Below are 22425 nucleotides of genomic sequence, written 5' to 3'. Positions count from 1 at the left end.
GTCTCCACCCTACGGCAGGTGAGCGGCAGCTTTGTACGGCCGGGCCCCGATGTACGCCACAATCGTGGCGGCCCCAATCGCCCCACACATGACGATGGCCATCGCCTGCGCGTCGGCTCCGATCACTCCCACCAGCGGCGCCACCAGGCCCGCGATGCCCGCCTGCAGGGAGCCAATGACGGCCGCTCCCCGCCCGGCCCGGGCTCCGTGGTCGGCCAAAGCCATGGTGGTCGCGTTAGGGCCGATGAAGGCCGAGGCGCCGAGTAGGAACCACAGGTTGGCCCCCAGCAGCCACACTCCGCCCACGTCGCACGTGGTTACCACCACCAGCGCCACGGCCAGCGCCAGGGTCGTCAGCAGCCCGACTCGCAGCAGCTTCGACGGACGGGCCCGCTTTACCAGGGCGGCGTTGACCTGCGCTCCGCCGATCAGCCCCAAACCCATGAATGCGAAGAAGGCGGCGAACTGTTTGTCGCTCAGCCCGAACTGTTCTTGCAGCACAAAAGGCGAGCCAGAGACGTAGGCGATGAGGGCCGCCAGCTGCAGGCCCGGCAGGAGTGCCAGGGCCAGGAAACGCCAATCGCGCAGCAACGTGCCATAGCCCCGCAGGGCCGCGCCCAGCCCTGCCGCCGACCGCCGCTCCGGCGGCAACGTCTCCGGCAGCAGCATCAAGACGGCCAGGATCAAGAGCGCCCCAAAGGCGGCCAAGACGAAGAAGACCGCCCGCCAGGACCACCAGTGGGCGATCAGCCCCCCGACGCTCGGGGCCAGCAACGGCGCCAAACCGATCACCAGCAGCAGTCGGGAGAGGATGGCCGACGCGGTGGCGCCGGTGAATCTGTCCCGCACCACTGCCAGGGCACACACCGTGGCCGAGGCATTGCCGAACCCTTGGATGACCCGCAAGGTCAGCAGCGTGGCGATATTGGGGGCAAAGGCCGCAGCCACGGAGGCCGCCACGTGGATCGCAATTCCCACCATGGCGGGGCGGCGGCGCCCGAAACGGTCGGACAGCGCCCCCATCACCAATTGCCCTACTGCCCCGCCCAGCAACACCCCGGTGATGGTGGCCTGTGCCAGGGCCTTGGATGTCTGCAGGTCGCTGGCCACCTGCGGCAGCGAGGGCAGATACATGTCGGTGGTCACCGCTCCCAGGGCTGCCAGGAAGCCGACGAAGGCAACGAACTTCCAGCCAGGGCCACGCGGGGCGGCAGACGGAGTAGCTGAGCTGTGGGGTTGGGGCATGGCCTCTATTGTGCGGTCAACTCCCGGCAACATGCACGCTGGGCGAGCTGAAGTCCAACGCCGCCGCCCGCTCCCGCAGCAGCTGGTGCACCGCGGCCATCAGGGGCATCGCTCCGCTGGTGGTCGTGCGGTGGCGCATCACGAGGCGCCGCACCCCCAGGCCCGGCAGGTGGGTGGCCACCGCGTTAGTCAAGACCTGCCCTTGGAGAGCTAGGGCGGGCAGGATGACCGAGCCGAGGCCTGCTTCAACCATGGCCAGGGCGACGTCGTAGTCCACGAACCGGTGGGTGAGATTGGTGTGCAGGTCCAGGCTCGTTATCAGGCGCTGCAGCGCCCGGGCGGCGGCGGTCCCGGAGGCCGCTGTCAGCCAGGTGTGCCCGGCCAGGTCGGACAAGCCCTGCGGGACGGGCACTGAGCGGGGTGAGACCACGTACCAAGGCTCGTCGATGAGCGGCAAATCGTTGGCCCCCGCGGGCACGGGGGCGGGCGCATAGACGTCGCGTTCCAGGATGAGCATGTCCAGCACACCGCGCCGCAGCTCCCGCCTGCCCTCTTCTTCCCATACCTCCCGCACCGCCAGGTGGATGCCGGACTGGGACCGGGTGAGGTCGGTGACGAGCGGCAGCAGCAGGGAGCGAATCACTGTTTGGAAGGCCCCGATGGTCAAGGTGCCGACGATCTGTCCCTGTTGGCGCAGCAGTTCGACGTGAGCTTGCTCAAGTTCGTGCTCGATCCGCTCGCCCACCTGGGCCAGCATCGTCCCCGCCGCGGTGAGTACTGCGCCGGCCGGGGTGCGCTCGATGACGGGGTGCCCGACCTCTTTTTCTAGCCGGGAGATTTGTTGCGATACCGCCGATGGCGTGATGCTGAGCTGGTCGGCGGCCGCCACGACGCCCCCGGCCCGTTGGACTGCCAGCAGCACCGCCAGGCGCCGCGGATCGATGTTCATGCAGTTATGCTAAACCACATGCTGAGCTAGATTCATTTGCGCTTTAGCATTTCTCCCCGAATCATGGACGCCATGAGCGGGATCTTCACGGTAATCATCAGCTGGCTGGGTTGGGTCGGCGCGGCCCTGACCATGGGGGCATACTTCCTTGTCTCCTCCAAACGCATTGCCCCTGACTCGCTGCGCTACCACGCCCTGAACATCTCGGGCGCGCTGATGCTGGCCGCCGCCTGCACGATCTCGGGTGCCTGGCCCTCCTTCGTCGCCAACACCGTCTTCATGCTCATCGGCATCCACCTGGTCCTCACCACGAAGCGGGCCTACATCTCCGGTCGCCTCGGCCAACGCTGCCCCCGCCTCCACTCCCACTTGGCGCGTGGCCTCCGCCTGGCGCGCCTGGGACGAGCAAGCCGGGTGGCCTAACCTTCCCCGCCCTAACTGGTCACCAGCGCCCCATAGGCGCCATAGACACCGGATACGCCTCCCCCATGACCAACTAGGGCGCACCCCAGTCACAGCAAAGGCGAGGCGGTGCGGCCGCAGCGCCAGAGGCGGCAGGCCGCGCCGCTCAATTGGCGGGTTCCACCAGCGCCCGCCCCGAGACGGTCAATCCCCGTGCGGGCCCCCACGGGCCGACCACGGGCAGGACCGTCGTAATGGTCACCACCACCTGTTGGGTGGCCTGCCCTGCCCCCGGCAATGCCGACCCCAGGCTCTCCCGCCGCAGCGTCACCTGCCGGGGCACGCCCGCAGCCAACGCCGCATCTAACTCGGCATGGACACGAGCCAGGGCCGCAGCGTCGTCCGCCCCGGCCAGGGCCGCCGCGCGCGCCCCCTCCCCCGCGGCACTGACGGTCAGGTTTCGCACATGCAGGGCGAAGGCCAGTTGCAACGCCCCCAACACGGCAACCACCACCAGCAGCGCCACCAGCGCGAACGAGACGGGGGCCGAGCCCTGCTCCCCGCTCCGCGCTGCCGCGGCCCGGGAGTCGGCCAGTCGGCTCAATTGCCGGGCCCTGACACCCCGTTGATTGCCCGCTCGAACAGGGCAGTCAAGCTGTCACCTGCCACCGCCCACAACACAGTGACCAGCCCCGCCGTCATCAGGGTGATCAGCACCCAGCCGGGCACATCTCCCCGCTCCTCGGCCAAGCCTTTCCCTTTGGCCCGCGCCCACAGACCCAGTGTCGTCAACATTGCTTTCTCCTTTGCTAGGCAAAAACTTGCAGTGTCACCAACCAGATTCGATCGCCTGCAACCCCGGGTAGAGCGCAAACAGCACCGTTATTGGCAAAAGCAGAAACACCACCGGCAGCATCATCGCGATCTCCCGCTTCCCGCCGCTTTCCAACAGCGCCTGCCGGGCGGCCTGCCGCGCATCTAGAGCCTGGGCGCGCAGCACCGCCGCGAGCGGGGTGCCGCGTTCCACCGCGGTAGTCATGGCGCTGACGCACCGCGTCAGGGCCGCCACGTCAACACGGTCGGCGAGCCGGTTGAGGGTGCGGGTCAGCGGCTCGCCTGCCCGCACGCGGGCGACGACGCCGCACAGTTCGCCTGCCAGCGGCCCGGTGCCTATTCGGCCCACCCGCTCCAATGCGCCGGGTAGGGACTCCCCCGCCCCCACCGCCAAGGCCAGCAGCTCGGCCAGGTCGGGCAGTTCCGTCAGTAGCTCGGCCTGGCGGCGCACGGCCGCGCGGGTGAGCAACTTGTCCCGCACCAGCGCCCCGGCCAACCCCAGCAGCAACACCCCGATAAGCACCGGCACTAGCGCCACGGGGCGCCGGGCGGCCAACAGCACCGCGCAAAACGCCCCCAAGGCCAACCCGCCTCCACTCCACGCCACCTGAGCCAGACGGAATTGCTCAACGCTCACCGGGCTGGCGAGGATACCCAGGCGCCGGGCCACACTGGCCCGGGTTGAACCAAGCATCTCCAGCACCCGCGCGCCCCGCACCGCTACCGGTCCCGCCAGTGTTTGCCAGCTGCGGCGCCACCGCGTCTCGGCGGCGAGGGGCGGGCAGACTGCCACGTATGGCCTGACCCGATCCTCCAGGCGGGGCACGCGGGCATGCGCCAACCACCACAGCAGGGCCACGCCCGCCGCAAATATCGCGCCGACGCTCGCCCCTGCCCACGACCACTCCAGCCAGCTCATCGCAGCATCCGCCTTTCCTCCGGCAGGCGCCCCACCCGCAGCATCAGCCAGTAGGCGACGACCGTGGCTACCGCCCCCACCAGCAGCACCATCGCTCCCGCGCTGGTGCGATAGACCGCCATCGCCTCGCCTCGCGTGGCCAAGATGAGCAGCACTATCCAGGGAGCTGCTGCCGCCAAGCGAGCACCGTTGATAGTCCACGACTGGCGGGCCTGCAGTTCGCCCCGCGCATGTAGGTCGGCGCGCAACATGGTCGACAAGGAGCGCAGCAATACCCCCAGCTCTGTGCCACCCACGCCGCGGGCTAGCCGCAAAGCTTCCACTATGCGGTCGGCAACCGGGTCGGCCAACTCGGCCTTCAGGGTATTGAGCGCGTCGTCGAACCGCCCAGCTGCCCGATAGTGCGCCGCATAGGCTGCAAACGCCTCCCGCAGCTCTGGCGGCCCCTTGTGGGCGAGGGACACCAGGGTGTCCGGCAAAGCCGTGCCCGCCCGGACCGCTGAGAGCAGGTCATCAATGACGTCGGGCCACAGGGCCCGCAGGGTCTCCCGGCGCGCCCGCGCCCGGGAGGTGACCAGCAGCGCGGGCGCCAGACCGACCAGCAGCCCGAAGCACACCCCGACGGGCAGGGCACCGGTGGCCACCCACAACACCACCAACGCCACCAGTCCGCTGCCCAAACAGACCGCGAGTGCGGTGGCGGGCCGCATGTCGCCGAGGCCCGCCTGGGTCAGTAGGTCCGTGACTCGTTGGTGCCCGCGGGCCAAACGGGCGCTGCGCGGCCGGTGCGGCACCTGCCACCACCAGTACAACAACACTAGGCCGCTGCCGAAGAGCAGTCCGATTATTGCCCCCATCGGCCCCCCAAGAGTCCCGCCAGGTCAATGCCGACGCGGCGGAAACGCTCCTCGCCGGGCGGGAAGCCGACGCCGCGCCGCAGTTGCCCAGTGAGGGGGTCGGCGGTGAAGATGTCGGTCGTTTCCACCACTCCGTTCTCGGCGCGCCCGGTCACCCCAACGATCTCGCGGACGCGGCGCCTGCCGTTGGGGTCCATGCCTAGGTGCACGACGATGTCGAGGCAGCTGGCAACGGTCGGCACGACGAAGCCGGGTGAGACGTTCTCCCCGGCCAACAGCGGCAGGGTACAGATTTTGGTCAACGCCTCACGGGCCGAGTTGGCGTGAATGGTGCAGGCACCGGGTACCCCGGCATTCAAGCCGATGAGCATATCGAAGGCTTCGGCTTGCCGCACCTCGCCGATGATGAGGCGGTCGGGCCGCATCCGTAATGCTTCCTTCACCAGGCGACGCAACCCGATCTCCCCCTGGCCTTCCAAGTTGGCCTGCCGGGATTGCAGCGCCACGACGTCGCGGTTGGTGAGGTTCAATTCAAAGACTTCCTCGACGGTGATGACGCGACAGGCCGCGGGGATGGCCCCCGCTAAGGCCCGCACGAGGGTGGTTTTGCCCGCCTGGGTGGCACCGGAGACGAGGATGTTGAGCCCGGCGACCACACAAGCGTCGAGGAAGCGAGCGGCGTTCGCCGTAAGGGCGCCATAGGAGACGAGGTCGGAGGTGCGGCGGGCGGCGGCCACGAACTTGCGGATGTTGACGCTCCAGTGCTGCCCCGTGATGGGCGGGATGACAACATGTAAACGCTCTCCGCCCACCAAGGTGGCATCGACGAAGGGGCTGGAGAGGTCCAGGCGACGACCAGAGGCCCGCAGCATTCGCTCCACGAGGTCGTGGATGTCGCGGTCGGTCAGCAGCACGTTGGTCAGCTCGGAACGGCCGTGCCGGGCGATAAATACCTTTTCGGGGCCGTTGATCCAGATCTCCTCGATCTCCGGGTCTTCCAAGAAGCGCTGGAGGGGGCCGAGACCCGCTAGCTCATCCAGAAGGCTACGCCGTAGTTCCGGGGCGTCACGCAGTGGTTGGGCGTGGCCCGCGTCAACCCGGCGGGCGTGAGCTGCCAGGGTCTCGTCGATGATGTCGTTGAGCGCACCCAGTTGCCGCATCGGGTCGATGCCCCGGTTTTGCACCTGCTTACGCACCTCGACAGCGAACAACTCGGAGGTATCCACTGGCCGTTTCCTTTCAGGGTTCTGCCAGGACTGACGCTAGTCAGTTCCGGCCGCTCGCGCAGGAGCTGTGGATAACCATTTCTGTGGGGATAGTCCGCCACGTCCACCGGCGCAACCGATGCGGGCGGCGTCCAGCAGCGAGTTGGGGAGCTAGCCCGCCACGTCCACCGGCGCAACCGTGGCGGCCTGTACTTGCACGACGGCACCGCTGGTGGTGCGGTTCGTGGTGGGGGTGCGGTCTCGGCGGGCTGCGTGGTTGATGGGGCGGGGTGGGGCTTGGTTTGGTTAGTTGTTTAGGGGCGGATTGGGGGCGTGAGAGCGGGGTGGTGGATGGGGGAAAGCGGTTAAGGTGGGGCCGGTTTGTTCCTTCGTGTTTGGGGAGGGTGAGCAGTGTGGCTGAGCTGACGGTGGTGGATGGAGACTAAGAGGAGGTGGACGGGGAGCTAGGTCAAGCTAATGATTCGTTGGGGCAAATTAGTTTGACTGGGTGCGAGAACCAGGTGGTGGGGGCGTTGCCGTCCTCAGCGGGGGCCGCGGCGTTTGCGGGAGCGGTGAGCAAGCTGCTGACCGAACGAGATGAGCTAGCTAAGACGTGTGGGCAGACACGGCAAGGGGTGCAAGACACGATTGAGTCCTTTGCGCGGTCAGAGGAAGAGTTGGAGCAATTGACGCAGGGCGGCCTGAGTCTGCTGGCCGGAGCCAAGGCGGGGATGGCGTGATGGTTTCGTGGGGGGATTTGCGGTTGTGGAATCGTGATGCGCTGGAGGAGGTGATTGACAAGTTGATTGCGGCGCGGCAGGCCGCTATTGACGCTAGTGACGTGTTTGATGAGCAGCGGCAGCGCTTGCAGTCGCGGGGGTTGACAGCTGATGCATTGCGGGGCCGTTTGGGGTCGATGGCCGAGCGGGGCTATGGGCTGGTGGGGTGATGCCGTACAAGGTCTTGGCGGTGAGAACTTTGGGGTTAACCCGATGAGGATGGCAGGGGTAACACACCTGTCTAACGAAGCGCCTGACGAGCGTGACTGGTGGGAGTTTATGACTCATCCATTTGCGCGACACTCCGTCTACCTCGAACCAGGCTCCGTCACTCTGGCGGATTTTGGGAAAGTGGTGGCGGGAATCAAGTAGTTTGGGTTGTGTGAATTAGTGGATGGGGGAACGTTGTGTATCGGGCAATCGCGTCTCTTGTTTTGGCTGCTGTAACTGTGCTGGGAGGTTGTGGGGTGAACGGGCCTAAGAATAATGATCCACGGTACGGAGATGGCTCCCTGCCGGTGGCAGGAGCGTCAGTCGCTGGAAGAGTTTGTGGGGACTGTTGAGTCGCGAGCAGTTGTATTTATGCAAGCTGTGGATAGTGAGGGGGCCGACCTGTGGCTGCCGGAAAGTAATGAATCAAGCCTGGAGTCATGTGGATACCCCGTGCATGGATATCAGCTGCGTGGCCCGACGGTATTTGGTCACGCCATCCCCGAAGAGAATATTGTGCGACTGGCCGAGAGGCATGTTAAGCCTCTTGGGTTTGACTATATGTATCGCAAGGAAGATGAAGTCAATATTGACTACCGCTGGTTTAATCTTCGAGATGGCGGATATGTCAATGTCATACTGTATCCAGACAGAAGATTGCTCGCACAGTATGTGTCTGGCTGCCGCCCTTACCACGGCGAGGGCAAGCCCGAACATATACGCACCGCCTGGGAGGAGGAACTAATCGCCCGCCAACCACCCAAGCCGGACCCCAGTAAATCCCCCTCCCCCAGCGATAGTCCGCTGAACTGAGGAGATAGTTTGCTATCAGCATCGGTGCTCCGCACCTGACCGCATTGGGGCATTCGTATGGTTCGACTACCACGGGGATGGCGGCGGATCGGGTGCGGCCCGGCGTGATTGACGACGTGTTGTTGTTCGGCTCGCCCGGAGCGGGGGTGCGAGATGACCGAGACTTTAACGTCTCTGACGGTCATGCCTGGGTTTCCGGGGTGGGATGGTGGGGCGATGCGGTACAAGGCCTTGGCACCAATTATGACTTTGGGGTCAACCCGATGAGGATGGCAGGGGTGACACATTTGTCTAACGAAGCGCCTGACGAGCGTGACTGGTGGGAGTTTATGACTAATCCATTTGCGCGACACTCTGTCTATCTCGAACCAGGCTCCGGCACACTTGAAGGTTTCGGGAAAGTGGTGGCTGGAGCAAAATAGCATACGAAATGTGCGACTGTGTGGATGGAGAGGCATCATGCGCCGGGTAATTATTTCACTTGTTATAGTTGCGGCAACTATGATAGGAGGTTGTGCAGTGAACGGGCCAAAGAATAACGACCCTCGATACGGGGATGGCTCCCTGCCAGTGGAGGAACGCCAGCCACTAGAGGAGTTCATATCCGATGTTGAGCCGGGTGTCGTAAAGTTTATGAGGGCGCTGGACTCTGCTGGCGCTAATCTATACCTGTCCAGAGGCGGTGAGTCAGAACTGAAATCGTGTGGCTACCCCGTTTTTGGCTACCAAATAAGGGGACCAATGGCCTTTGGGAAAGCAATTGCTGAAAATACGCTTCTAGAGCTCTATGGACAGCTAGTAAAGCCGCTTGGGTTCGACCACACTTATCGTCGCGCCGATGAAGTAAACACCACCTATACGTGGTTTAATCGCCGGGACGGCGGCTATGTGACTACTGTATTGTTTCCGGATGGAAGCTTAGTCGTGGACTACGTTTCCGGTTGCCGCCCTTACCACGGCGAGGGCAAACCCGAGCACGTCCGTACCTCCTGGGAACAAAAACTAATCGCCCGCCAACCACCCACACCGGACCCTAGTGAGTCCCCCTCCCCCAGCGAGACTCCGCTGAACTGAGGAGATAGTTTGCTATCAGCATCGGCGATCCGCACCTGACCGCGCTGCAACACTCCTCCGGGTCCGCCAACCACAGGCGCGGCCACTGCACGCTACTAGCCCGCGGCCAGGGCCTGTGCCGTGGTGGCAATGGCGGCGCGGGCCGCGGCGTCGGCGGGTAGGGCGTGGGTGCCGCGACCGTAGTACGGCTCAGGGCGGTCCACGGCCGTCTGCAGGGCGGCCCGCGTGTGGGTACGAGCGGGCCCGGCAGGCAGACGGCGAGCGAACTCCAGAGCGGCCTCCCGCAGCCACACGTACGGCAGGGCCGCCACGATAATCTGACCGGCCAGTTCCGGTTCCCCCGGCCAGTGTCCCGTCAGTTCCAACCAGGTACGGGCGGCATGCAGGCGGGAGGCTGCGTCAATCTGGTCGTCCCAGCCGAGGCGACCGTGGGTGGCGACGTCGGCCACCGCGTCGACCAGTTCCTGGCGGTGGGCGGTGGTCAACTGCCCGGCGGCCAACCAATGACAGGCTAGTTCGCAGGCCTCCTCCATGCAGCCCTGCGCGACTCCCAGCAACTCCCGCAGGCGCCGCCAGGCCACGACCTGTTCGAGGACGCCTCCCTCTACCAGGCGACGCAAGGCCTGCACTTGGTCGGCGCGCCCCGGGTGACTAGCTGCCACTTCGTCGCCCAGGTACTGGCGACACCAAGCGAGGAAGACTGGGTCCTGGCCGTCAGGGAACTCAGCCAGCAATTTGCCTTCCCACGCCATCTCGACGTGCGCGACGGCCTGCCGCCAGTCGGCCAACTGTTGGCTGGCCCGCGCCACGCTGAGCCACAGGGCGGGCCTTTGCTCGGCCTGCATCCGTAGTTGGTCCACCGCTTCCGGCTCGCCCCAGGCGGCCAGTAGCTCTGCCACATCCGCGGGCGCGAAATCGGCCAGGGCCGCGAGCTCGCCGCGAAGCTGGCGACCGAAGACAGGCGGCCACTGGGCAATCCAACGCAGCAGACTCAACAGTGCGTAGGCGCGGCTGGTGTTGTCCTCTGGACGCCCGGCCGCCACCTCCTGCCGCAGAACTTGCCGCACCGCCGTCACCAGGGCGGGCCCCGGCTGCACCCCCAGGTCGGCGAAGGCGCCCGGCAGTGCCTGTCCACCGGTGCCGGAGTGGTGGATGGACAGCGCGCTGCCGACGGGGCTGGTCACCAGTGCCTGCACCAGCAGCTCCTCCCAGCGGGCGTCGCCCTGTTCCGCCAGCACGTAGGCGACGTCGGCCACCGGGTGACTAACTCCCAATCGGTCGACACGGACTTCCGAGGTTTGCCCCGCCAGCTCCACCAGCCTGTCACATAGCTGGGCGGTGCGCGGCAGGCGCGTCAGCAGCTCGATCGCCTGCGCGGGCTCCAACCGTGCGGCGTGTTGCGCTACCACGGTGCAAGCCCGCGCCGCTTGCAGCGGGTGGGTCTCGGCGAGGCCAAGCAGCTCGGAGAGTTGGTCGTAGTCTGGTTGCGGCAGCCGGGACAGCACGGCCAGGGCCGCTTGCGGGTTGCAGCCCGCCAGACTGCTGGTCAGATGCTCGTCGTCGGCGAGGAAGAGCGGCAGAATGCGCTCAGCGGCGGCGAAGTTGGCCGCGACCAGCTCGGCATCGGCGTCCCGGCAGTCGCCCACCTCGAAGCGGGCCAGGGCGGCGGTCAGGTCAAGGGGCAGCTGCTTGGTCGGCGAGTATTGACCATGGCGGGTCAGGGCGGCGGCAGCCGCGCAAGCGAGCTCGTCGGCAGGGCGGCGCTGTGCCAGCGCCCGCCAGGCCGCCACCTCGGCGGGCGTGGGTGAGCACACGCGGCTGACAAACATGATGGTTGTTACCTGCTCGGTCCCGGCCGCCATACCGGGGGCCAAGAGCCGCCCGGCCGCGGCCAGGGCCGCGCGCGTGGCCTGCAGAGCCTCCTCGTCGTCGGTGTACCCGCCGAGGGCAGAATCGGCGGTGCGGTGCAGGAACCACCACCACGGGGAAGTGACCGTCGGTTGCTCCTCGCGCAACTGGCGGGCCAGCGCCTCCACGACCGGCGCGGTCGCGCTGTAGATAGTGCCCTGGTGCAGGGCCGCCGCCCACAGATCCCCCACCGCGTCCCCAGGAGTGGTCAACATGGCTGTCAGCAGCGGTGGCAGATCCTCGGCGCTGCCATAAGCATGCTCCAGGCTCTCCCACGGAGTCGCAGCCACCAGTTGCCGCCAGCCCTGTTGCACGATATTTCCTTTCCCCCTTGCTTGGACGCTCGCTGCCCCACCCTACGCAACGTGCGCCAACGCCGTGGCCTGCCCGTACCCGCAGTTTTGTGCGGCAGCGTTAGCTCACCGGGTAGCGGGCAGCCAGGAACAGGAACGCACTCGCCCACACAAAGACGACGATGTTGAGGCAAGCGCCGTGCAGCAGCGGACGGCCCGGATAGGGCACCCGCGGGAGGAAGATCCACAGCACCAGTTGCACCAGCGGCGTCATAGCCGCCGCCCATGGCGGGAAGGAAGTCTGCCCAGTCGCCACCGCAATCCCGATCAGCAACCACCCTCCGAAGGCGAAGGCGGCAGCGGGCAACCAGGCGGTCAACAGGAAGGCGCGCAGTCGGCGGGCGTGCTGCGCGGTGGCGGCGGCATCACGCCCGGTCTGCCAGGCGGCGTAGGCCCGCTCGGAGGCCAAGGCCAGCGGGTAGAACGCAGCGTGGGCCAGCGGATAAAGACTGAAGCCGATCCCCAACAAGACGACACCGATGCGCCCGGTCAGACTGTGAGACGTCAGCTGCCATTGGCTGTACAGGCCCGCGAGCAGCAACCAGGCGGAGAAGTTTGCCACCAACGCCCCGGCACGCAGACGGCGATCGTTGACGTGCAGGTAGAAGGCGTACATGTCATCACCCATGTGTGCAATGAATGCGGCGTGTTTCCGCTTGTCTGGCTTATCGAAGCCGACGATCAGGGCATCGCCCACTATCCAGCACAGGGCGGCGAGCATCAGCGCCCCGGCGCTGAGTTGCACCATCTTTTCCCCTCCCACCCGCAATAACTTAGGTAAACCTAAGTTACCACTGGGGCGGGCACCCCGGTCGACCGCAACGGAAGGGAAGCACAGGCACGCCGCACCGCTTTCGCCGTTCGGCCAGGCAACCCGTTTACGGTGGAGGCATGCACAACCCGACCGCCCCGAAACTGGCCGCCCTCGCCGTGGGGTTGCTGCCCAGCTTTGCCGCGACCGACTATCTGGCCATCCCGACGGAGGACGGCTACCAAGAGGTGTACGTGCGCGGGGAAAATGGTCGGATTGTGCGCGTCGTGCACGCCCATCAACCCACCACCGCTGCCGAGTTGCTGCGGGCAGCCCGCGCGGCCGTGGCCCTGTGCGACCTGGGGCCGCGTTACCTGCCGTTCAAGGTGGCCCGGCCGTTGGCGTCGTCGGCCGACGCCGACTCCCTGACCGTCATCTACGGCACCGTGCCGGGCGTGCCGTTGGAGAGCTCCCACCTGGAGGTCTCCGACCTCCTCAACCGGTCCCTGGGCGAGACCCTGGCGGCGCTGCACAACATCAACCCGACTCACCTGGCTGACGCCCAGTTGCCTACCCGCTCCCCGCAGCAGGTGCGTCAGGCCCACCGGGCCGAGCTGCAGGAGGCGGTGGCCAGCGGCAAGGTCCCGCAGGTGCTGCAAGACCGCTGGACCAGCCAGTTCGACAACGTAGCGTTGTGGAAGTTCAACCCCACGCTGGTGCACGGCAACCTGTCCCCCAGCGAGGTGCGGGTGGAAGAGGAGTCGATCACGGCCCTGGACGACCTGACGAAAATGCACATCGGGGATCCGGCCACGGACCTGGCCTGGTATGTGGGCGAGGCCGATGAGGTCACGCAAAACATCTTCTTTACCGCTTACGGGGAGCGGCTCAGCGGGCCGATGGACTCACACCTGACCGAGCGGGCGCTGCTGTACGCCGAGCTGGAGTTGGTGCGTTGGCTGCTCCACGGCCTCCGTACCGGTTCGGCTGAGGTGATTGCCGACGCCGAAGGCCTGCTGGGAGAGCTCGCCGCCCCGTTCCTGGTCTCGGAGGCTCACACCACCCAGTTGAGCCTGGCCGAGTTGCAGGCCCACCCGGAGGATGCCGCTGCCCTCCCCGCAGGCGAAGCGCCCCCGGACGACGACGCGACCGCCAAGTTCGACACTGCGGCCTACGCGCGGCGGCGGGTCCAGGCTCAGGCGGAGGTCGTCGGCATCCTGGATACGAAAGCGACAGACAGCGTTCCCGACACCCAGCGACTCGGAGACCTACCCGCCTCCTAGCCCCGGTGCCGGGCGCCCCCGGCTGCCGTCTTTCACCCCGGTGCCTGCCCGTCGAGGGCGGTGGCGATCTCGCGCGCTAAAGCCGCCGTGGTGGCCTCGCTCACGAGATCTTCCACGCGCACCAGCCGCTCGGCGGCTACGTAGGCGAAGACCGCCTCGATCGTGGCGGGGTCGAGGCCGTGGGCCAGGGCGTAGGCCTGCCGATAGGCCACCAGTTGGTAGGCCTTGATGCGTTTGTCGGCAGCTGTGCGGGGCACCTGCCCGGTCTTCCAATCCACGACAATGATGCGCCCGGCGTGCGCAAAGACCGCATCGATGCGCCCCGACAGCACCAAATGCGGCAAAGGCAAGTCGATAGGTTCCTCCACGGCCAACACCTGCCCGTTGGTCACCATTTCGAGACTGGTGGCCCACGCCAGCCACCGTTCCAGGCGGGCATTTTGGGCCGTGTCGAGCTGCACGGTGGGCAGCGGCTCGTCCCCCAGCGCCAGCTGATTGGCGCGGGCCAGCTCTGTTTCCATGCGCTGATGGAAGGCCGTGCCGAGAGCCGTGGCCGCTTGCGGTCCCTGCGGCAGTGGGCGACGCAGGTCGCGGGCAAAGGCAGCGGGGTCGGCTACCAGGCGCAGGGCGGCGGTAGTCCCTAAGCGGGCAGGCAGGCGCACCGGGGTGAGAGCGTGGTGCGCCTGCCGCTCCAGCAACACCGCGATGTCGGTAGCGGCGGCCGCCACCGCCGGGTCGGGGTGATGAGCCAGCCGCGTCAGCACCTGTCCGGGGTCAGCAGCGAGCCCCGCCAAGGCGTGGCGCACCTGGGCGGCCACCGCCAGGTTGGCGCCCAGTTCCGTGTCGACCTGTAGGTCCCGCGGCCACAACGCGGGTTCGGCCTCCACCTGCGCGGGGGCCGGCTCGCACCACAAGCTGCCATCGGGCGGCAGATAGTCGGCACAGGTGGACGGCAGGGCGGCGGCGTGCCGCACTGCGGCCCGTTCCACTCCCACCAAATCCTGCACCTCGGTAAGGAAACTGGAGGGGGCGGGTTCGCCCTGGCGCTGCCAGGCGGCGAAGGACACCAGGTAGAGCAGACGGCGGGCACGGGTGAAAGCCACGTAGGCCAAGCGTCGTTCCTCCCGCAGGTCCTCGGCCCGCTGCTCCTCCTTGTAGAGCGCGATGGCTTCCTCGGCAGCCTCGCGATCCATGCTGGCGCTGATTGGCAAGGTCGGTAGGTAGGCGGCGTCGGCCCGCAGCGGATGAGGCAAGCTGGACTTGTCTTTCAGCCAGCCGACGGTACGCCCCACGCTGGGGAAGCGCCCCTCCACTAACCCGTGCACCACCACCACGTCCCATTCCAACCCCTTGGAGGCGTGCGCGGTAAGGATCTGAATGACGCCGGGAGCCACCGGCGGCTGCTCCACCGCTAGGCCCCGGTCTTCTACCTCGACAACATCGAGCCAGGCCAGAAAGCCCCCCAAACTCGGGCGAGGCGTGATCACGGTGTGCTCGGCCGCTACCTGCACGAATGCTTCCAAGGTGCGTTCGGCTTGCTGCCGGGCGGCGGCGGGGCGGGCCGCAATATCGGTGTCCAAGCCCAGCACTGACACGGCGGCGCGCACAAGATCGGGCAGGGGCAGGTAGGACAGTGCCCGCAGGCGAGCCAGCTGCCGGGCCAGGCGGCGCACCGCCGCCAGACCTGCCGGGCTCAGCTCGTCCGCCGCGCCTTGCCCACTGCCCAGGTAGTCGATGGCCTCCACCAGGCTAGGTTCCGGCGCTGCCTGCTCGGGGGCGGTCTGCGCCGCTGCTGCGGGCCCGGCTGCCAAAGTCGGCCGCTGCTGCACCAGTTGGCGGGCCACGGCATGCAGGGCCGCCAGGTCCCGGGCTCCCAGGTTGGCCACCCCCAGCAGCCGCAGGGCCGCAATCCCGTTGGTGGGATCGCTAGCGGCCGCCAGGGCGGCCCGCAGGTCGAGGATGTCCTGCGTGAGGATGAGCCCGGCCGCCCCGACGATGACGGCAGGCAGGCCCGCCTCGGTCAGGGCCTGGTGCAGGGCCTCGAACTGGCTGCGCGAGCGACACAGAACCGCGTAGGTTTCCTCCGGGCGCCAGGCCTGCCGCAGCAGGGCCGCAATGAGGTCCGGTTGGCTGTCCTCGTGGGGGGCGCGGGCGCATAGCACCTGCCCATCGCCCGCCCCGGGCCGGGCCTGCAGCACGGGCAGGGCCAGCGGCGAATGGGCCCGCAGCGGCCCGGCCACTTGGTTGGCGGCCCGCAAGATCGCGGTGTCGTTACGCCAGGCCGTTGACAGCGTCAGCATGTCACCGGCCCCGAAGGCGGCGGCGAATCCCTCCAAGGTGCCCGACGAAGCGCCCCGCCAGCCGTAGATCGCCTGGTGCGGATCGCCCACGGCGGTCACGCCGCGCCCCGCGAACAGGCCCGCAAACATCGCCACCTGCGCGGTGGAGGTGTCTTGAAACTCGTCGAGCAGCACGACGTCGTAGCGGGCCCGAATCTGTGCCGCCACCTCCGGCAATGTCTGGACTATGCGGGCGGCGGCGGCCGCGATCTCGCTGAAGGAGGCCAACCGCGCTTGCCGTTTGCGTTCCCGGAACTCGGCCACCAACGGCAACAGCGCCAGGCGGTCCGCGACGGCTTGGCGCACCTCGCTGATCGGACTGGACTTCGGGGCAGGTTTCCCTTTGGCGTCGGTGATACCGGTGAAGTCGACCGCCAGATCGGTCAGCAGGTCGCGGGCCTGCTCCAGCTGCAGGCCGTGGGCCTCGATCTCGTTGGATAGGGAACGCACGTGACCCGCGCGACTGGCCAGGGACCCGGCGTCGATATCCTGCCCCTCCAACACGACGTGGTAAGCCAACTCGGCCTCAGTAGCGCCCGAGATGAGAGTAACGTCGGTGGGCTGGCCGAGCGCCAAACCGTATTGCCGCACCAGGGCGGCGGCGAAAGCGTCGTACGTGGAGACCTCCACCGCCCCGACCTGAGCCTGCGGCACGGGCACGATTTTTCCGGCTTCCTCGCGGGCCAGACCGAGGGAAAGCTGCACGGCAGGCGGCACGGCCCCGCACTCCACCAGCTGCGTTAATCGCTCGCCGATGCGCTCGGCCAACTCCCCGGCCGCCTTGCGCGTGAAGGTCAAACCGAGGATCCGCTCGGGGGCGACCAGACCATTGGCGACCAGGTAGAGCACCCGCGCCGCCATAGTTTCGGTCTTGCCGGAGCCAGCTCCCGCCACCACCAGCAAGGGGCGGGTGTGGTCGGCTTGGATAACCGCGACTTGTTCCGGGGTGGGAGCCGGTTTGCCGATGGCCGCGGCAATCTGGGCTGGGGTGAGCATCAGCGGATCCGCCTTCCTTCGCCCTGGGCTGGGCACGAGGTTTTCACTGGGCAGGAACGACAATGTTCGCCGGGCAAGGCCGGGAACTGGGCGCCGCGCAGCAGTGCCCCCACCTCCCGCAGGAGATCCTCCACCCACTGCGGATCGGTGAGTGGAGCCTGATTCTGCACCCGCGCCCGGCCCCGTATGGGGTCACGCAGATTGACTAGCCGCGCGTCCGCACACTCGGTGACAGCGCGTTGGCCGACGAGCCCGCCGCGGGCGATGCCGTACTGGTACAGCCCCAACTGCGGGTTGCCCACCAGGCGGGCCAGGTCGCGCCGCCCGTTGTCTTGGACGACGGCGTGGTCGGTATCTTTCGCGCCGGTCTTGAAGTCGACGACGCGCACCACCCCGTCGTCGAGAATCTCCACCCGGTCCAGCCTCCCGGAGACGGTCACGTCCCCGACGGTGAAACGCAGACGCTGCTCGGCGAGCACCGGGCCGGGAATCGACTCGATGTAGTCAGCCAGCAACTCCCCCATGGCCAGCACCTGCGCCACCGTGCGGGCTTCCTCCAGCCCTTGGGGTTCCTGGGCGGCGCTCCAGGTCGCCAGGGCGGCGCGCAGGTCGTCTGCTTGGGCCGCGGTCGGATAGTCCTCCGCAAACTGGTGCACCAAGGTGCCGGTGGTTTGCGCGGTTGAGGTGCCCACCTGTCCCCCGTGACTGGTGAGCGCCCAGCGGGCCGGGCACTTCAGTGCCCACTCGACCGCCGAGGGGCTCACCGTCACCCCCTGGCCGGGCGCGCGCAGGCCCGCACTCGTGGTGGGGGTGCTCAGCGCCCGCCACTGGGCAGGCTCGGCGCCCGGCACGCCCGCGCGGGCCAGGAGCGCCAGGAGTTGGGCACGCGGATCGGGGGCCGCAGGAGGCGGCGGGTCCCCCTCCGGGCTGGCGGGCCGCCAGTCGGTCAGCAGGGCGCGGCGCAGGGCGGCCGCGTAGTGCGGCAGGCTGACGTCCACTGGCCGCAGCGAACCGCTCGTTTCAGCCGCCAGTATCGCCGCGTCGACCACCTGGCCCCCCGCCAGTACCGGCAGGAACCGGGACGGACCCCCTGCCTCGCCGTCGTATCCGTAGGCCACCAGCAACCGGGTGGCCCGCGAGGCGGCCGCCACCAACAGTCGTGCCTCATCGGCGATGTTCTCAGCCACGCTTTGGGGCAGCGCCTCGGCGCCGACTGGGGTCTGGGTGCGCGCCAGCGCCCGCACTAGGCCCGCTTGCAAGAAGGTGTCCCGCACCCGCGGGTTGGGCCATTGGCCCTCCGCTAAGTCGGCGACGATGACCGTGTCCCAGCTGCGCCCGACCGCCCCCGCCGGGGTCAGGACCTCCACCGACGGCGGCAACTGGGCGCTACGCGCCAGCGAATCCATGGCGACGGTATCGCTTTGCAGTTCCCGCACCAAGGCCGCCGTGGTGCCGCCTGGGCGGGCCTGCACCCACAGATCGGCCCGCCGTAGCAACGCCACCACGGCGTCAAGGTCTCGCTCCCGCGCCGCCACCGCTAGCCGCTCGGCCGCACCCGCGCCGGTGGCCTGCAACACCTCGGCCTGCCACCGCTCGGCAACCCCTGCGGCCTGCCATATCTCCCACAACGCCTCGCGTGGTCCAAGCGCCACACTGGCCGCGGTGGCGGCCAAAATAGCCCGCAGGCGCATCCACGCCTCCCGGCCGGGCAGGTCAGCGGGCAGCTCCGCAGTTGCAGACGCCAAGGTCACCAGGGCCTCAGCGTCGGTCAACTCTGCAGGCAGCCAGCGGCGCGCCCGCCGCTCCGTGAGCGAGTCCAGGCCTACCAGGGCCGAGCGGGCCAGCCGTGCCACTGTGGCGCTGCCAATTTCCTCCCGCCGGGCCGCCAGCCCAGCCAACTCCAGCAGCAGCGCCACCACGGGGTTGGCCGCAAGCGGGGTGCGTTCCGCGGGGGGCACCACGGGCACCCCCAAGGCCACCAGGTCGCGGGCCAGGCGGTGGGCCGCGGCCGCCGAACGCACAATGATCGCGCAGTCCGCCCAATCCACGCCATCGCGCACGTGCCGCGCCCGCAACCGGTGGGCCACGGCCTGCGGCAGGACGTGGCTCGTCGCCAGCAAGCGGGCCTCGACCCGACTGGTCGCCGCAGGCCCGCCACCCGTCGGCGGCTCGGCCTCGTGCCTCGCCCCGGCTGCCGTCGGCGGCTGCGTGACAGGCCCGGCCTGTCCGCGCGCTGCTGCCCCCCGCCGGGCCGCATCCCCCTCCAGCGGGGTCAGGGCGGCCACACGGTCCACTGCGGCCCACAGGGGAAGGTCGGCGCGATAACGGTGGGGCAGGTCGATGCGCACCGGGGCTTTAGCCCCGCCCCGCCCGATGACGGTGGGGTCGGCGGCGCGCGCCCGCCGGGCCCAGCTGCCAAGCCAGCGCGGATCGGCACCCCGGAAAGATTCGACACACTGGTCCGGATCGCCTAGCAACACCAGGCGGGCCCCGAGCGCGGCGCTGGTCTCCACGAGGCTGGCGGCCGCCGGCGTGAGGTCTTGGGCGTCGTCGACGATGAGCACATCCGGCACCGGCACGGCGGCGCGCACTGCCTGGCTGCGCGCCAAGTCCTGCCACTCGGTCAACAGTTGCGCCGCGCGCGTGCAGGCACGCACATGATCCAGTTCTATGGTGCGCCCGGGGTCTGGCCTCCCCACCTGGGCGCGGGCGTCATAGCGGGCCAGTATCCGCGCGCACCCCTCCCACGCCGCCACCCCGTAACGCGCCGCCGCGGCCGCCAAATCGGTGGCGTTCCAGCCCACAGAACCAACGGCATCGAACAGGTTACGCAGCTCGGCGCGAAACTCGGGCAGCTGCCGGGTGGCCGGTGGCACAGCAGCAGGCCAGGGACCGTGGTCGGCGGCCAGCAACTCGGCCAGCAAGTGGTCAGCCCGGGGCCCCGTCAGCAGCGCTGGCGGGGTGTAGGGATCGTCGCGCTCCACCGCCCACGTCCGCAGGGCCGCCAGCGCGTAGGCGACCGGAGTGCGCACCGTGATGCGCGCAGCCAGGGCGCCGTCACGGTGCGCCAGGTGTGCCGCCAGTCGGTCCCGTAGCTGATCGGCGCGCGCCCGCGAGGGAGCCAGGACATCGACCTGGCCGCCCGCCCGGGCCTGAGCCACGGCGAGCAGCAGGCCTGCGGTGGAGCGCCCGCTGCCCGGCGGGGCAAGCACCACGGCGGCATGACCGCGCTCCACCGCTGCCACCAGGGCAGCCTGCCCTGCGTCGGGGCTCGGCAGGGCCGTGACGGGAGCCGGGAGGAGGCGGAGCGGGCTATCACTCATGGGTGAATCGAACCATGCCCCACCCACATTGCTGACCACCGCGGCTTGGCTCGTCTGTCGCGAACCGCCCATCCACCGCCCTAGTTGGCACTGGGGCGGGCTCATCCGGTGTATATGGCGCCTGTGCCCCGCTGATAGCCAACTAGGGCGCCCGGGCGCCCGTACCTAGCTCGCCTGCGGCAATCGGCGTCGCTCCCCCCGCCCTTTCCCCGGGGACGATACGATGCGGCCAACGAACAAGGAGGAAATATGGAAATCACGATCGGGGTAAAACACGTCCCGCAGGTGGTGGTCTTCCGCACCACCGAGGACATGGCGACCGTCCGCGCGGCCGTGCAAGCCGCCATCCGCGATGGGCAGGCCCTGGTGCTGCCCAGCGCCCGCGGTGGCGAGGTGATCGTGCCCAGTGACGAGATTGGCTACGTGGAGTTGGATCCCTCGGCCTCCCGCAACGTGGGTTTTTCCCTGTAAACAGGTGGTTGGCGGCCTTGCCCGGTGGTTTGCTGACCACCGGGCAAGGCCGCGTCTGCGTTAGGCTGGGGACAAATGTGCTGCCCGGTCGCCTTGGTGCTGCAAAAAGAGTTTCGCGATCGGCTGCCCCGACCGTCGCCCTTGGCGCAGTGAGGAAAGACCAATGTCAGAAACATCCGGTGTTGTCGATTTGTCGAAGGTGGAGGGACCGGCCCCCACCCTGGAAGAGGTAAAACCTGATGTCGTCGGCGACGGTGCCGAGGCCGAAAACCGTACCTTTGCCGATTTTGCGGTCGAAGACAAGATCGTGCGGGCGCTTAGCGAAGTCGGTATCGTGCACCCGTTTCCCATTCAGGCGCTGACCCTGCCGGTGGCGTTGGCGCGCCACGACATTATCGGCCAGGCCAAGACGGGGACCGGCAAGACGCTCGGTTTTGGGATTCCGCTGTTGCAAAACGTCACCGGCCCCGGTGAGGAGGGCTGGGACGACGAGCCCGCCCAAGGCAAGCCGCAAGCCCTGGTGATCGTGCCCACCCGCGAACTGGCCAAGCAGGTGGCAGGGGATCTACAGACCGCGGGCCGCCACCGGCAGGTGCGAGTGGAGATGATCTACGGTGGGCGGGCTTTCGAGCCGCAGATTGCTGCTTTGACGCGGGGGGTGGAGGTCGTCGTTGGCACCCCCGGGCGATTGCTCGATTTGCGCAAGCGGCGACACCTCGATCTATCACACGTGCGTACCGTGGTGCTGGATGAGGCCGACGAGATGCTCGATTTGGGCTTCCTGCCGGATGTGGAGGCTATCTTGCAGGCGGTGCCCGCCACCCGGCACACGATGCTGTTCTCGGCCACCATGCCGGGCGCGGTGGTGGCCCTGGCGCGGCGGTTCATGTCGCGCCCCACCCACATTCGGGCGCAGGATCCCACGGACCAGGGGGCGACGGTAAAGACTGTCACCCAGGTGGTTTACCGCGCCCACGCCTTGAATAAGGTTGAGGTGTTGGCCCGCATTTTGCAGGCCGACGGTCGTGGCCTGGCCATCGTCTTTGCGCGCACCAAGCGGACTGCGGCGCGCGTGACGGAGGAGCTGACCGAGCGGGGCTTCGCGGCGGCGGCCCTGCACGGCGACCTGGGGCAGGGCGCGCGGGAACAGGCGCTGCGGGCGTTCCGCTCGGGCAAGGTGGACGTGCTGGTGGCCACGGATGTGGCGGCCCGCGGTATTGATGTTGATGATGTCACGCACGTCATCAATTACCAGTGCCCGGAGGACGAAAAAACGTACCTGCACCGCATCGGGCGGACGGGCCGGGCCGGTAACGACGGGACAGCGGTGACGTTTGTGGACTGGGACGACGTGCCCCGGTGGCGCCTGATCGATAAGGCCTTGAACCTGGGTTTCCCGGAGCCGGTGGAGACTTATCACACGTCGGCGCACCTGTTCGCTGACCTCGGCATCGCCGCGGGCACAACGGGACGCCTGCCGCGGGCCGAGCGCACGCGGGCGGGGCTCGCGGCCGAGGCTATTGAGGACCTCGGGGAAACCGGTAAGAACAGCGGCCGGGGACGCGGCCGGAGCAGTACCGGGCGCGGGGGCCGGGCTGGCCACGGGGGCGGGAGTCGCACCGGACAGAGCGGGACGCCGGACCAAGCGTCACGCGTCCGGCGGCCCCGGCGGCGGCGCCGCAAGGGCGAGACTGAGTAGGTAGCCCTCGGCACC

At 68.1% G+C, this 22425-nt stretch carries 20 protein-coding genes; 9 read left to right on the top strand and 11 right to left on the bottom strand.

Annotated elements, in window-relative coordinates:
- Positions 1-9 precede the first annotated feature (9 nt).
- Together BSZ40_RS05775 and BSZ40_RS05770 are read right to left on the bottom strand one after the other, a co-directional pair.
- A complete protein-coding gene (locus tag BSZ40_RS05775) occupies positions 10-1245 on the bottom strand; it encodes a multidrug effflux MFS transporter (protein WP_073824210.1) in 1236 nt (411 codons plus the stop codon).
- Between the two features lie 16 nt (positions 1246-1261).
- Entirely contained in the window at positions 1262-2194 is a 933-nt protein-coding gene (locus BSZ40_RS05770) for a LysR family transcriptional regulator (RefSeq protein WP_073824208.1), read from the bottom strand.
- A 72-nt stretch (positions 2195-2266) separates the two neighbouring features.
- On the opposite strand from BSZ40_RS05770, the gene BSZ40_RS05765 reads away from it, so the two are divergent.
- Positions 2267-2617, top strand: a complete 351-nt coding sequence (locus BSZ40_RS05765; RefSeq protein ID WP_073824206.1) for a CBU_0592 family membrane protein — start codon at positions 2267-2269, stop codon at positions 2615-2617.
- Positions 2618-2762: 145 nt separating this feature from the next.
- Here BSZ40_RS05765 and BSZ40_RS05760 read toward each other — a convergent pair whose 3' ends face one another.
- The 5 genes from BSZ40_RS05760 to BSZ40_RS05740 are packed head-to-tail and all read right to left on the bottom strand — an operon-like array spanning position 2763 to position 6432.
- Positions 2763-3200 (bottom strand): TadE/TadG family type IV pilus assembly protein, encoded by a 438-nt coding sequence (locus BSZ40_RS05760; RefSeq protein WP_245793895.1) that lies wholly within the window; start codon positions 3198-3200, stop codon positions 2763-2765.
- Complete coding sequence (locus BSZ40_RS05755; protein ID WP_073824204.1) at positions 3197-3391, bottom strand: hypothetical protein; 195 nt, start codon at positions 3389-3391, stop codon at positions 3197-3199. The genes BSZ40_RS05760 and BSZ40_RS05755 overlap by 4 nt, the downstream gene beginning before the upstream one ends.
- A 34-nt stretch (positions 3392-3425) precedes the next feature.
- The gene (locus BSZ40_RS12365) at positions 3426-4349 is read right to left on the bottom strand and encodes a type II secretion system F family protein (RefSeq protein WP_073824202.1); all 924 of its coding nucleotides are present in this window, start codon (positions 4347-4349) and stop codon (positions 3426-3428) included.
- Positions 4346-5206, bottom strand: a complete 861-nt coding sequence (locus BSZ40_RS05745; protein WP_073824200.1) for a type II secretion system F family protein — start codon at positions 5204-5206, stop codon at positions 4346-4348. Before BSZ40_RS05745 ends, BSZ40_RS12365 begins: the two co-directional genes overlap by 4 nt.
- Positions 5194-6432, bottom strand: coding sequence for a TadA family conjugal transfer-associated ATPase (locus BSZ40_RS05740; RefSeq protein ID WP_073824199.1), 1239 nt, complete (start codon positions 6430-6432; stop codon positions 5194-5196). The genes BSZ40_RS05745 and BSZ40_RS05740 overlap by 13 nt, the downstream gene beginning before the upstream one ends.
- Before the next feature lie 431 nt (positions 6433-6863).
- On the opposite strand from BSZ40_RS05740, the gene BSZ40_RS05735 reads away from it, so the two are divergent.
- The 5 genes from BSZ40_RS05735 to BSZ40_RS05715 all read left to right on the top strand — a co-directional run bounded on the left by BSZ40_RS05735 (position 6864) and on the right by BSZ40_RS05715 (position 9287).
- Positions 6864-7151, top strand: a complete 288-nt coding sequence (locus tag BSZ40_RS05735) for a hypothetical protein (protein ID WP_073824197.1) — start codon at positions 6864-6866, stop codon at positions 7149-7151.
- Positions 7148-7360, top strand: coding sequence for a hypothetical protein (locus tag BSZ40_RS05730; protein WP_158020872.1), 213 nt, complete (start codon positions 7148-7150; stop codon positions 7358-7360). Before BSZ40_RS05735 ends, BSZ40_RS05730 begins: the two co-directional genes overlap by 4 nt.
- 412 nt (positions 7361-7772) lie before the next feature.
- Positions 7773-8213 (top strand): DUF4853 domain-containing protein, encoded by a 441-nt coding sequence (locus tag BSZ40_RS05725; RefSeq protein ID WP_222842751.1) that lies wholly within the window; start codon positions 7773-7775, stop codon positions 8211-8213.
- 14 nt (positions 8214-8227) lie between these two features.
- The gene (locus BSZ40_RS05720; RefSeq protein ID WP_084542666.1) at positions 8228-8635 is read left to right on the top strand and encodes an alpha/beta hydrolase; all 408 of its coding nucleotides are present in this window, start codon (positions 8228-8230) and stop codon (positions 8633-8635) included.
- 37 nt (positions 8636-8672) lie between these two features.
- Complete coding sequence (locus tag BSZ40_RS05715; protein WP_084542665.1) at positions 8673-9287, top strand: DUF4853 domain-containing protein; 615 nt, start codon at positions 8673-8675, stop codon at positions 9285-9287.
- A 95-nt stretch (positions 9288-9382) separates the two neighbouring features.
- On the opposite strand, the gene BSZ40_RS05710 is transcribed toward BSZ40_RS05715, so the two are convergent.
- Together BSZ40_RS05710 and BSZ40_RS05705 are read right to left on the bottom strand one after the other, a co-directional pair.
- Complete coding sequence (locus BSZ40_RS05710; protein WP_073824189.1) at positions 9383-11509, bottom strand: hypothetical protein; 2127 nt, start codon at positions 11507-11509, stop codon at positions 9383-9385.
- Between the two features lie 100 nt (positions 11510-11609).
- Positions 11610-12296, bottom strand: coding sequence for a DUF6796 family protein (locus BSZ40_RS05705; RefSeq protein WP_073824188.1), 687 nt, complete (start codon positions 12294-12296; stop codon positions 11610-11612).
- A gap of 143 nt (positions 12297-12439) precedes the next feature.
- Between BSZ40_RS05705 and BSZ40_RS05700 the strand changes: the two genes are divergently transcribed.
- Positions 12440-13582, top strand: a complete 1143-nt coding sequence (locus BSZ40_RS05700) for a phosphotransferase (RefSeq protein WP_073824186.1) — start codon at positions 12440-12442, stop codon at positions 13580-13582.
- Between the two features lie 32 nt (positions 13583-13614).
- On the opposite strand, the gene BSZ40_RS05695 is transcribed toward BSZ40_RS05700, so the two are convergent.
- Both BSZ40_RS05695 and BSZ40_RS05690 read right to left on the bottom strand, forming a co-directional pair.
- Positions 13615-16917, bottom strand: coding sequence for an ATP-dependent helicase (locus BSZ40_RS05695; RefSeq protein WP_073824184.1), 3303 nt, complete (start codon positions 16915-16917; stop codon positions 13615-13617).
- The gene (locus tag BSZ40_RS05690; protein WP_073824182.1) at positions 16917-20240 is read right to left on the bottom strand and encodes a UrvD/REP family ATP-dependent DNA helicase; all 3324 of its coding nucleotides are present in this window, start codon (positions 20238-20240) and stop codon (positions 16917-16919) included. Before BSZ40_RS05690 ends, BSZ40_RS05695 begins: the two co-directional genes overlap by 1 nt.
- A 249-nt stretch (positions 20241-20489) precedes the next feature.
- Between BSZ40_RS05690 and BSZ40_RS05685 the strand changes: the two genes are divergently transcribed.
- Complete coding sequence (locus BSZ40_RS05685) at positions 20490-20711, top strand: DUF3107 domain-containing protein (protein WP_073824180.1); 222 nt, start codon at positions 20490-20492, stop codon at positions 20709-20711.
- A gap of 163 nt (positions 20712-20874) precedes the next feature.
- On the top strand, positions 20875-22410 hold the full coding sequence (locus BSZ40_RS05680; RefSeq protein WP_073824178.1) for a DEAD/DEAH box helicase: 1536 nt from the start codon (positions 20875-20877) through the stop codon (positions 22408-22410).
- Positions 22411-22425 lie beyond the last annotated feature (15 nt).

The sequence above is a fragment of the Buchananella hordeovulneris genome, from assembly GCF_001907235.1.
Taxonomy (GTDB): Bacteria; Actinomycetota; Actinomycetes; order Actinomycetales; family Actinomycetaceae; genus Buchananella; species Buchananella hordeovulneris.
This window is presented reverse-complemented; position numbering and strand designations above follow the sequence as displayed.

Excerpts from the sequence above, each read along its gene's own strand:
- BSZ40_RS05680 (WP_073824178.1), top strand. The coding sequence starts at position 20,875 with ATGTCAGAAACATCCGGTGTTGTCGATTTGTCGAAGGTGGAGGGACCG.
- BSZ40_RS05700 (WP_073824186.1), top strand. The coding sequence starts at position 12,440 with ATGCACAACCCGACCGCCCCGAAACTGGCCGCCCTCGCCGTGGGGTTG.
- BSZ40_RS05705 (WP_073824188.1), bottom strand. The coding sequence starts at position 12,296 with ATGGTGCAACTCAGCGCCGGGGCGCTGATGCTCGCCGCCCTGTGCTGG.
- BSZ40_RS05770 (WP_073824208.1), bottom strand. The coding sequence starts at position 2,194 with ATGAACATCGATCCGCGGCGCCTGGCGGTGCTGCTGGCAGTCCAACGG.
- BSZ40_RS05690 (WP_073824182.1), bottom strand. The coding sequence starts at position 20,240 with ATGAGTGATAGCCCGCTCCGCCTCCTCCCGGCTCCCGTCACGGCCCTG.
- BSZ40_RS05695 (WP_073824184.1), bottom strand. The coding sequence starts at position 16,917 with ATGCTCACCCCAGCCCAGATTGCCGCGGCCATCGGCAAACCGGCTCCC.
- BSZ40_RS05755 (WP_073824204.1), bottom strand. The coding sequence starts at position 3,391 with ATGTTGACGACACTGGGTCTGTGGGCGCGGGCCAAAGGGAAAGGCTTG.
- BSZ40_RS05685 (WP_073824180.1), top strand. The coding sequence starts at position 20,490 with ATGGAAATCACGATCGGGGTAAAACACGTCCCGCAGGTGGTGGTCTTC.
- BSZ40_RS05745 (WP_073824200.1), bottom strand. The coding sequence starts at position 5,206 with ATGGGGGCAATAATCGGACTGCTCTTCGGCAGCGGCCTAGTGTTGTTG.
- BSZ40_RS05715 (WP_084542665.1), top strand. The coding sequence starts at position 8,673 with ATGCGCCGGGTAATTATTTCACTTGTTATAGTTGCGGCAACTATGATA.
- BSZ40_RS05725 (WP_222842751.1), top strand. The coding sequence starts at position 7,773 with ATGCAAGCTGTGGATAGTGAGGGGGCCGACCTGTGGCTGCCGGAAAGT.
- BSZ40_RS05775 (WP_073824210.1), bottom strand. The coding sequence starts at position 1,245 with ATGCCCCAACCCCACAGCTCAGCTACTCCGTCTGCCGCCCCGCGTGGC.
- BSZ40_RS05765 (WP_073824206.1), top strand. The coding sequence starts at position 2,267 with ATGAGCGGGATCTTCACGGTAATCATCAGCTGGCTGGGTTGGGTCGGC.
- BSZ40_RS12365 (WP_073824202.1), bottom strand. The coding sequence starts at position 4,349 with ATGAGCTGGCTGGAGTGGTCGTGGGCAGGGGCGAGCGTCGGCGCGATA.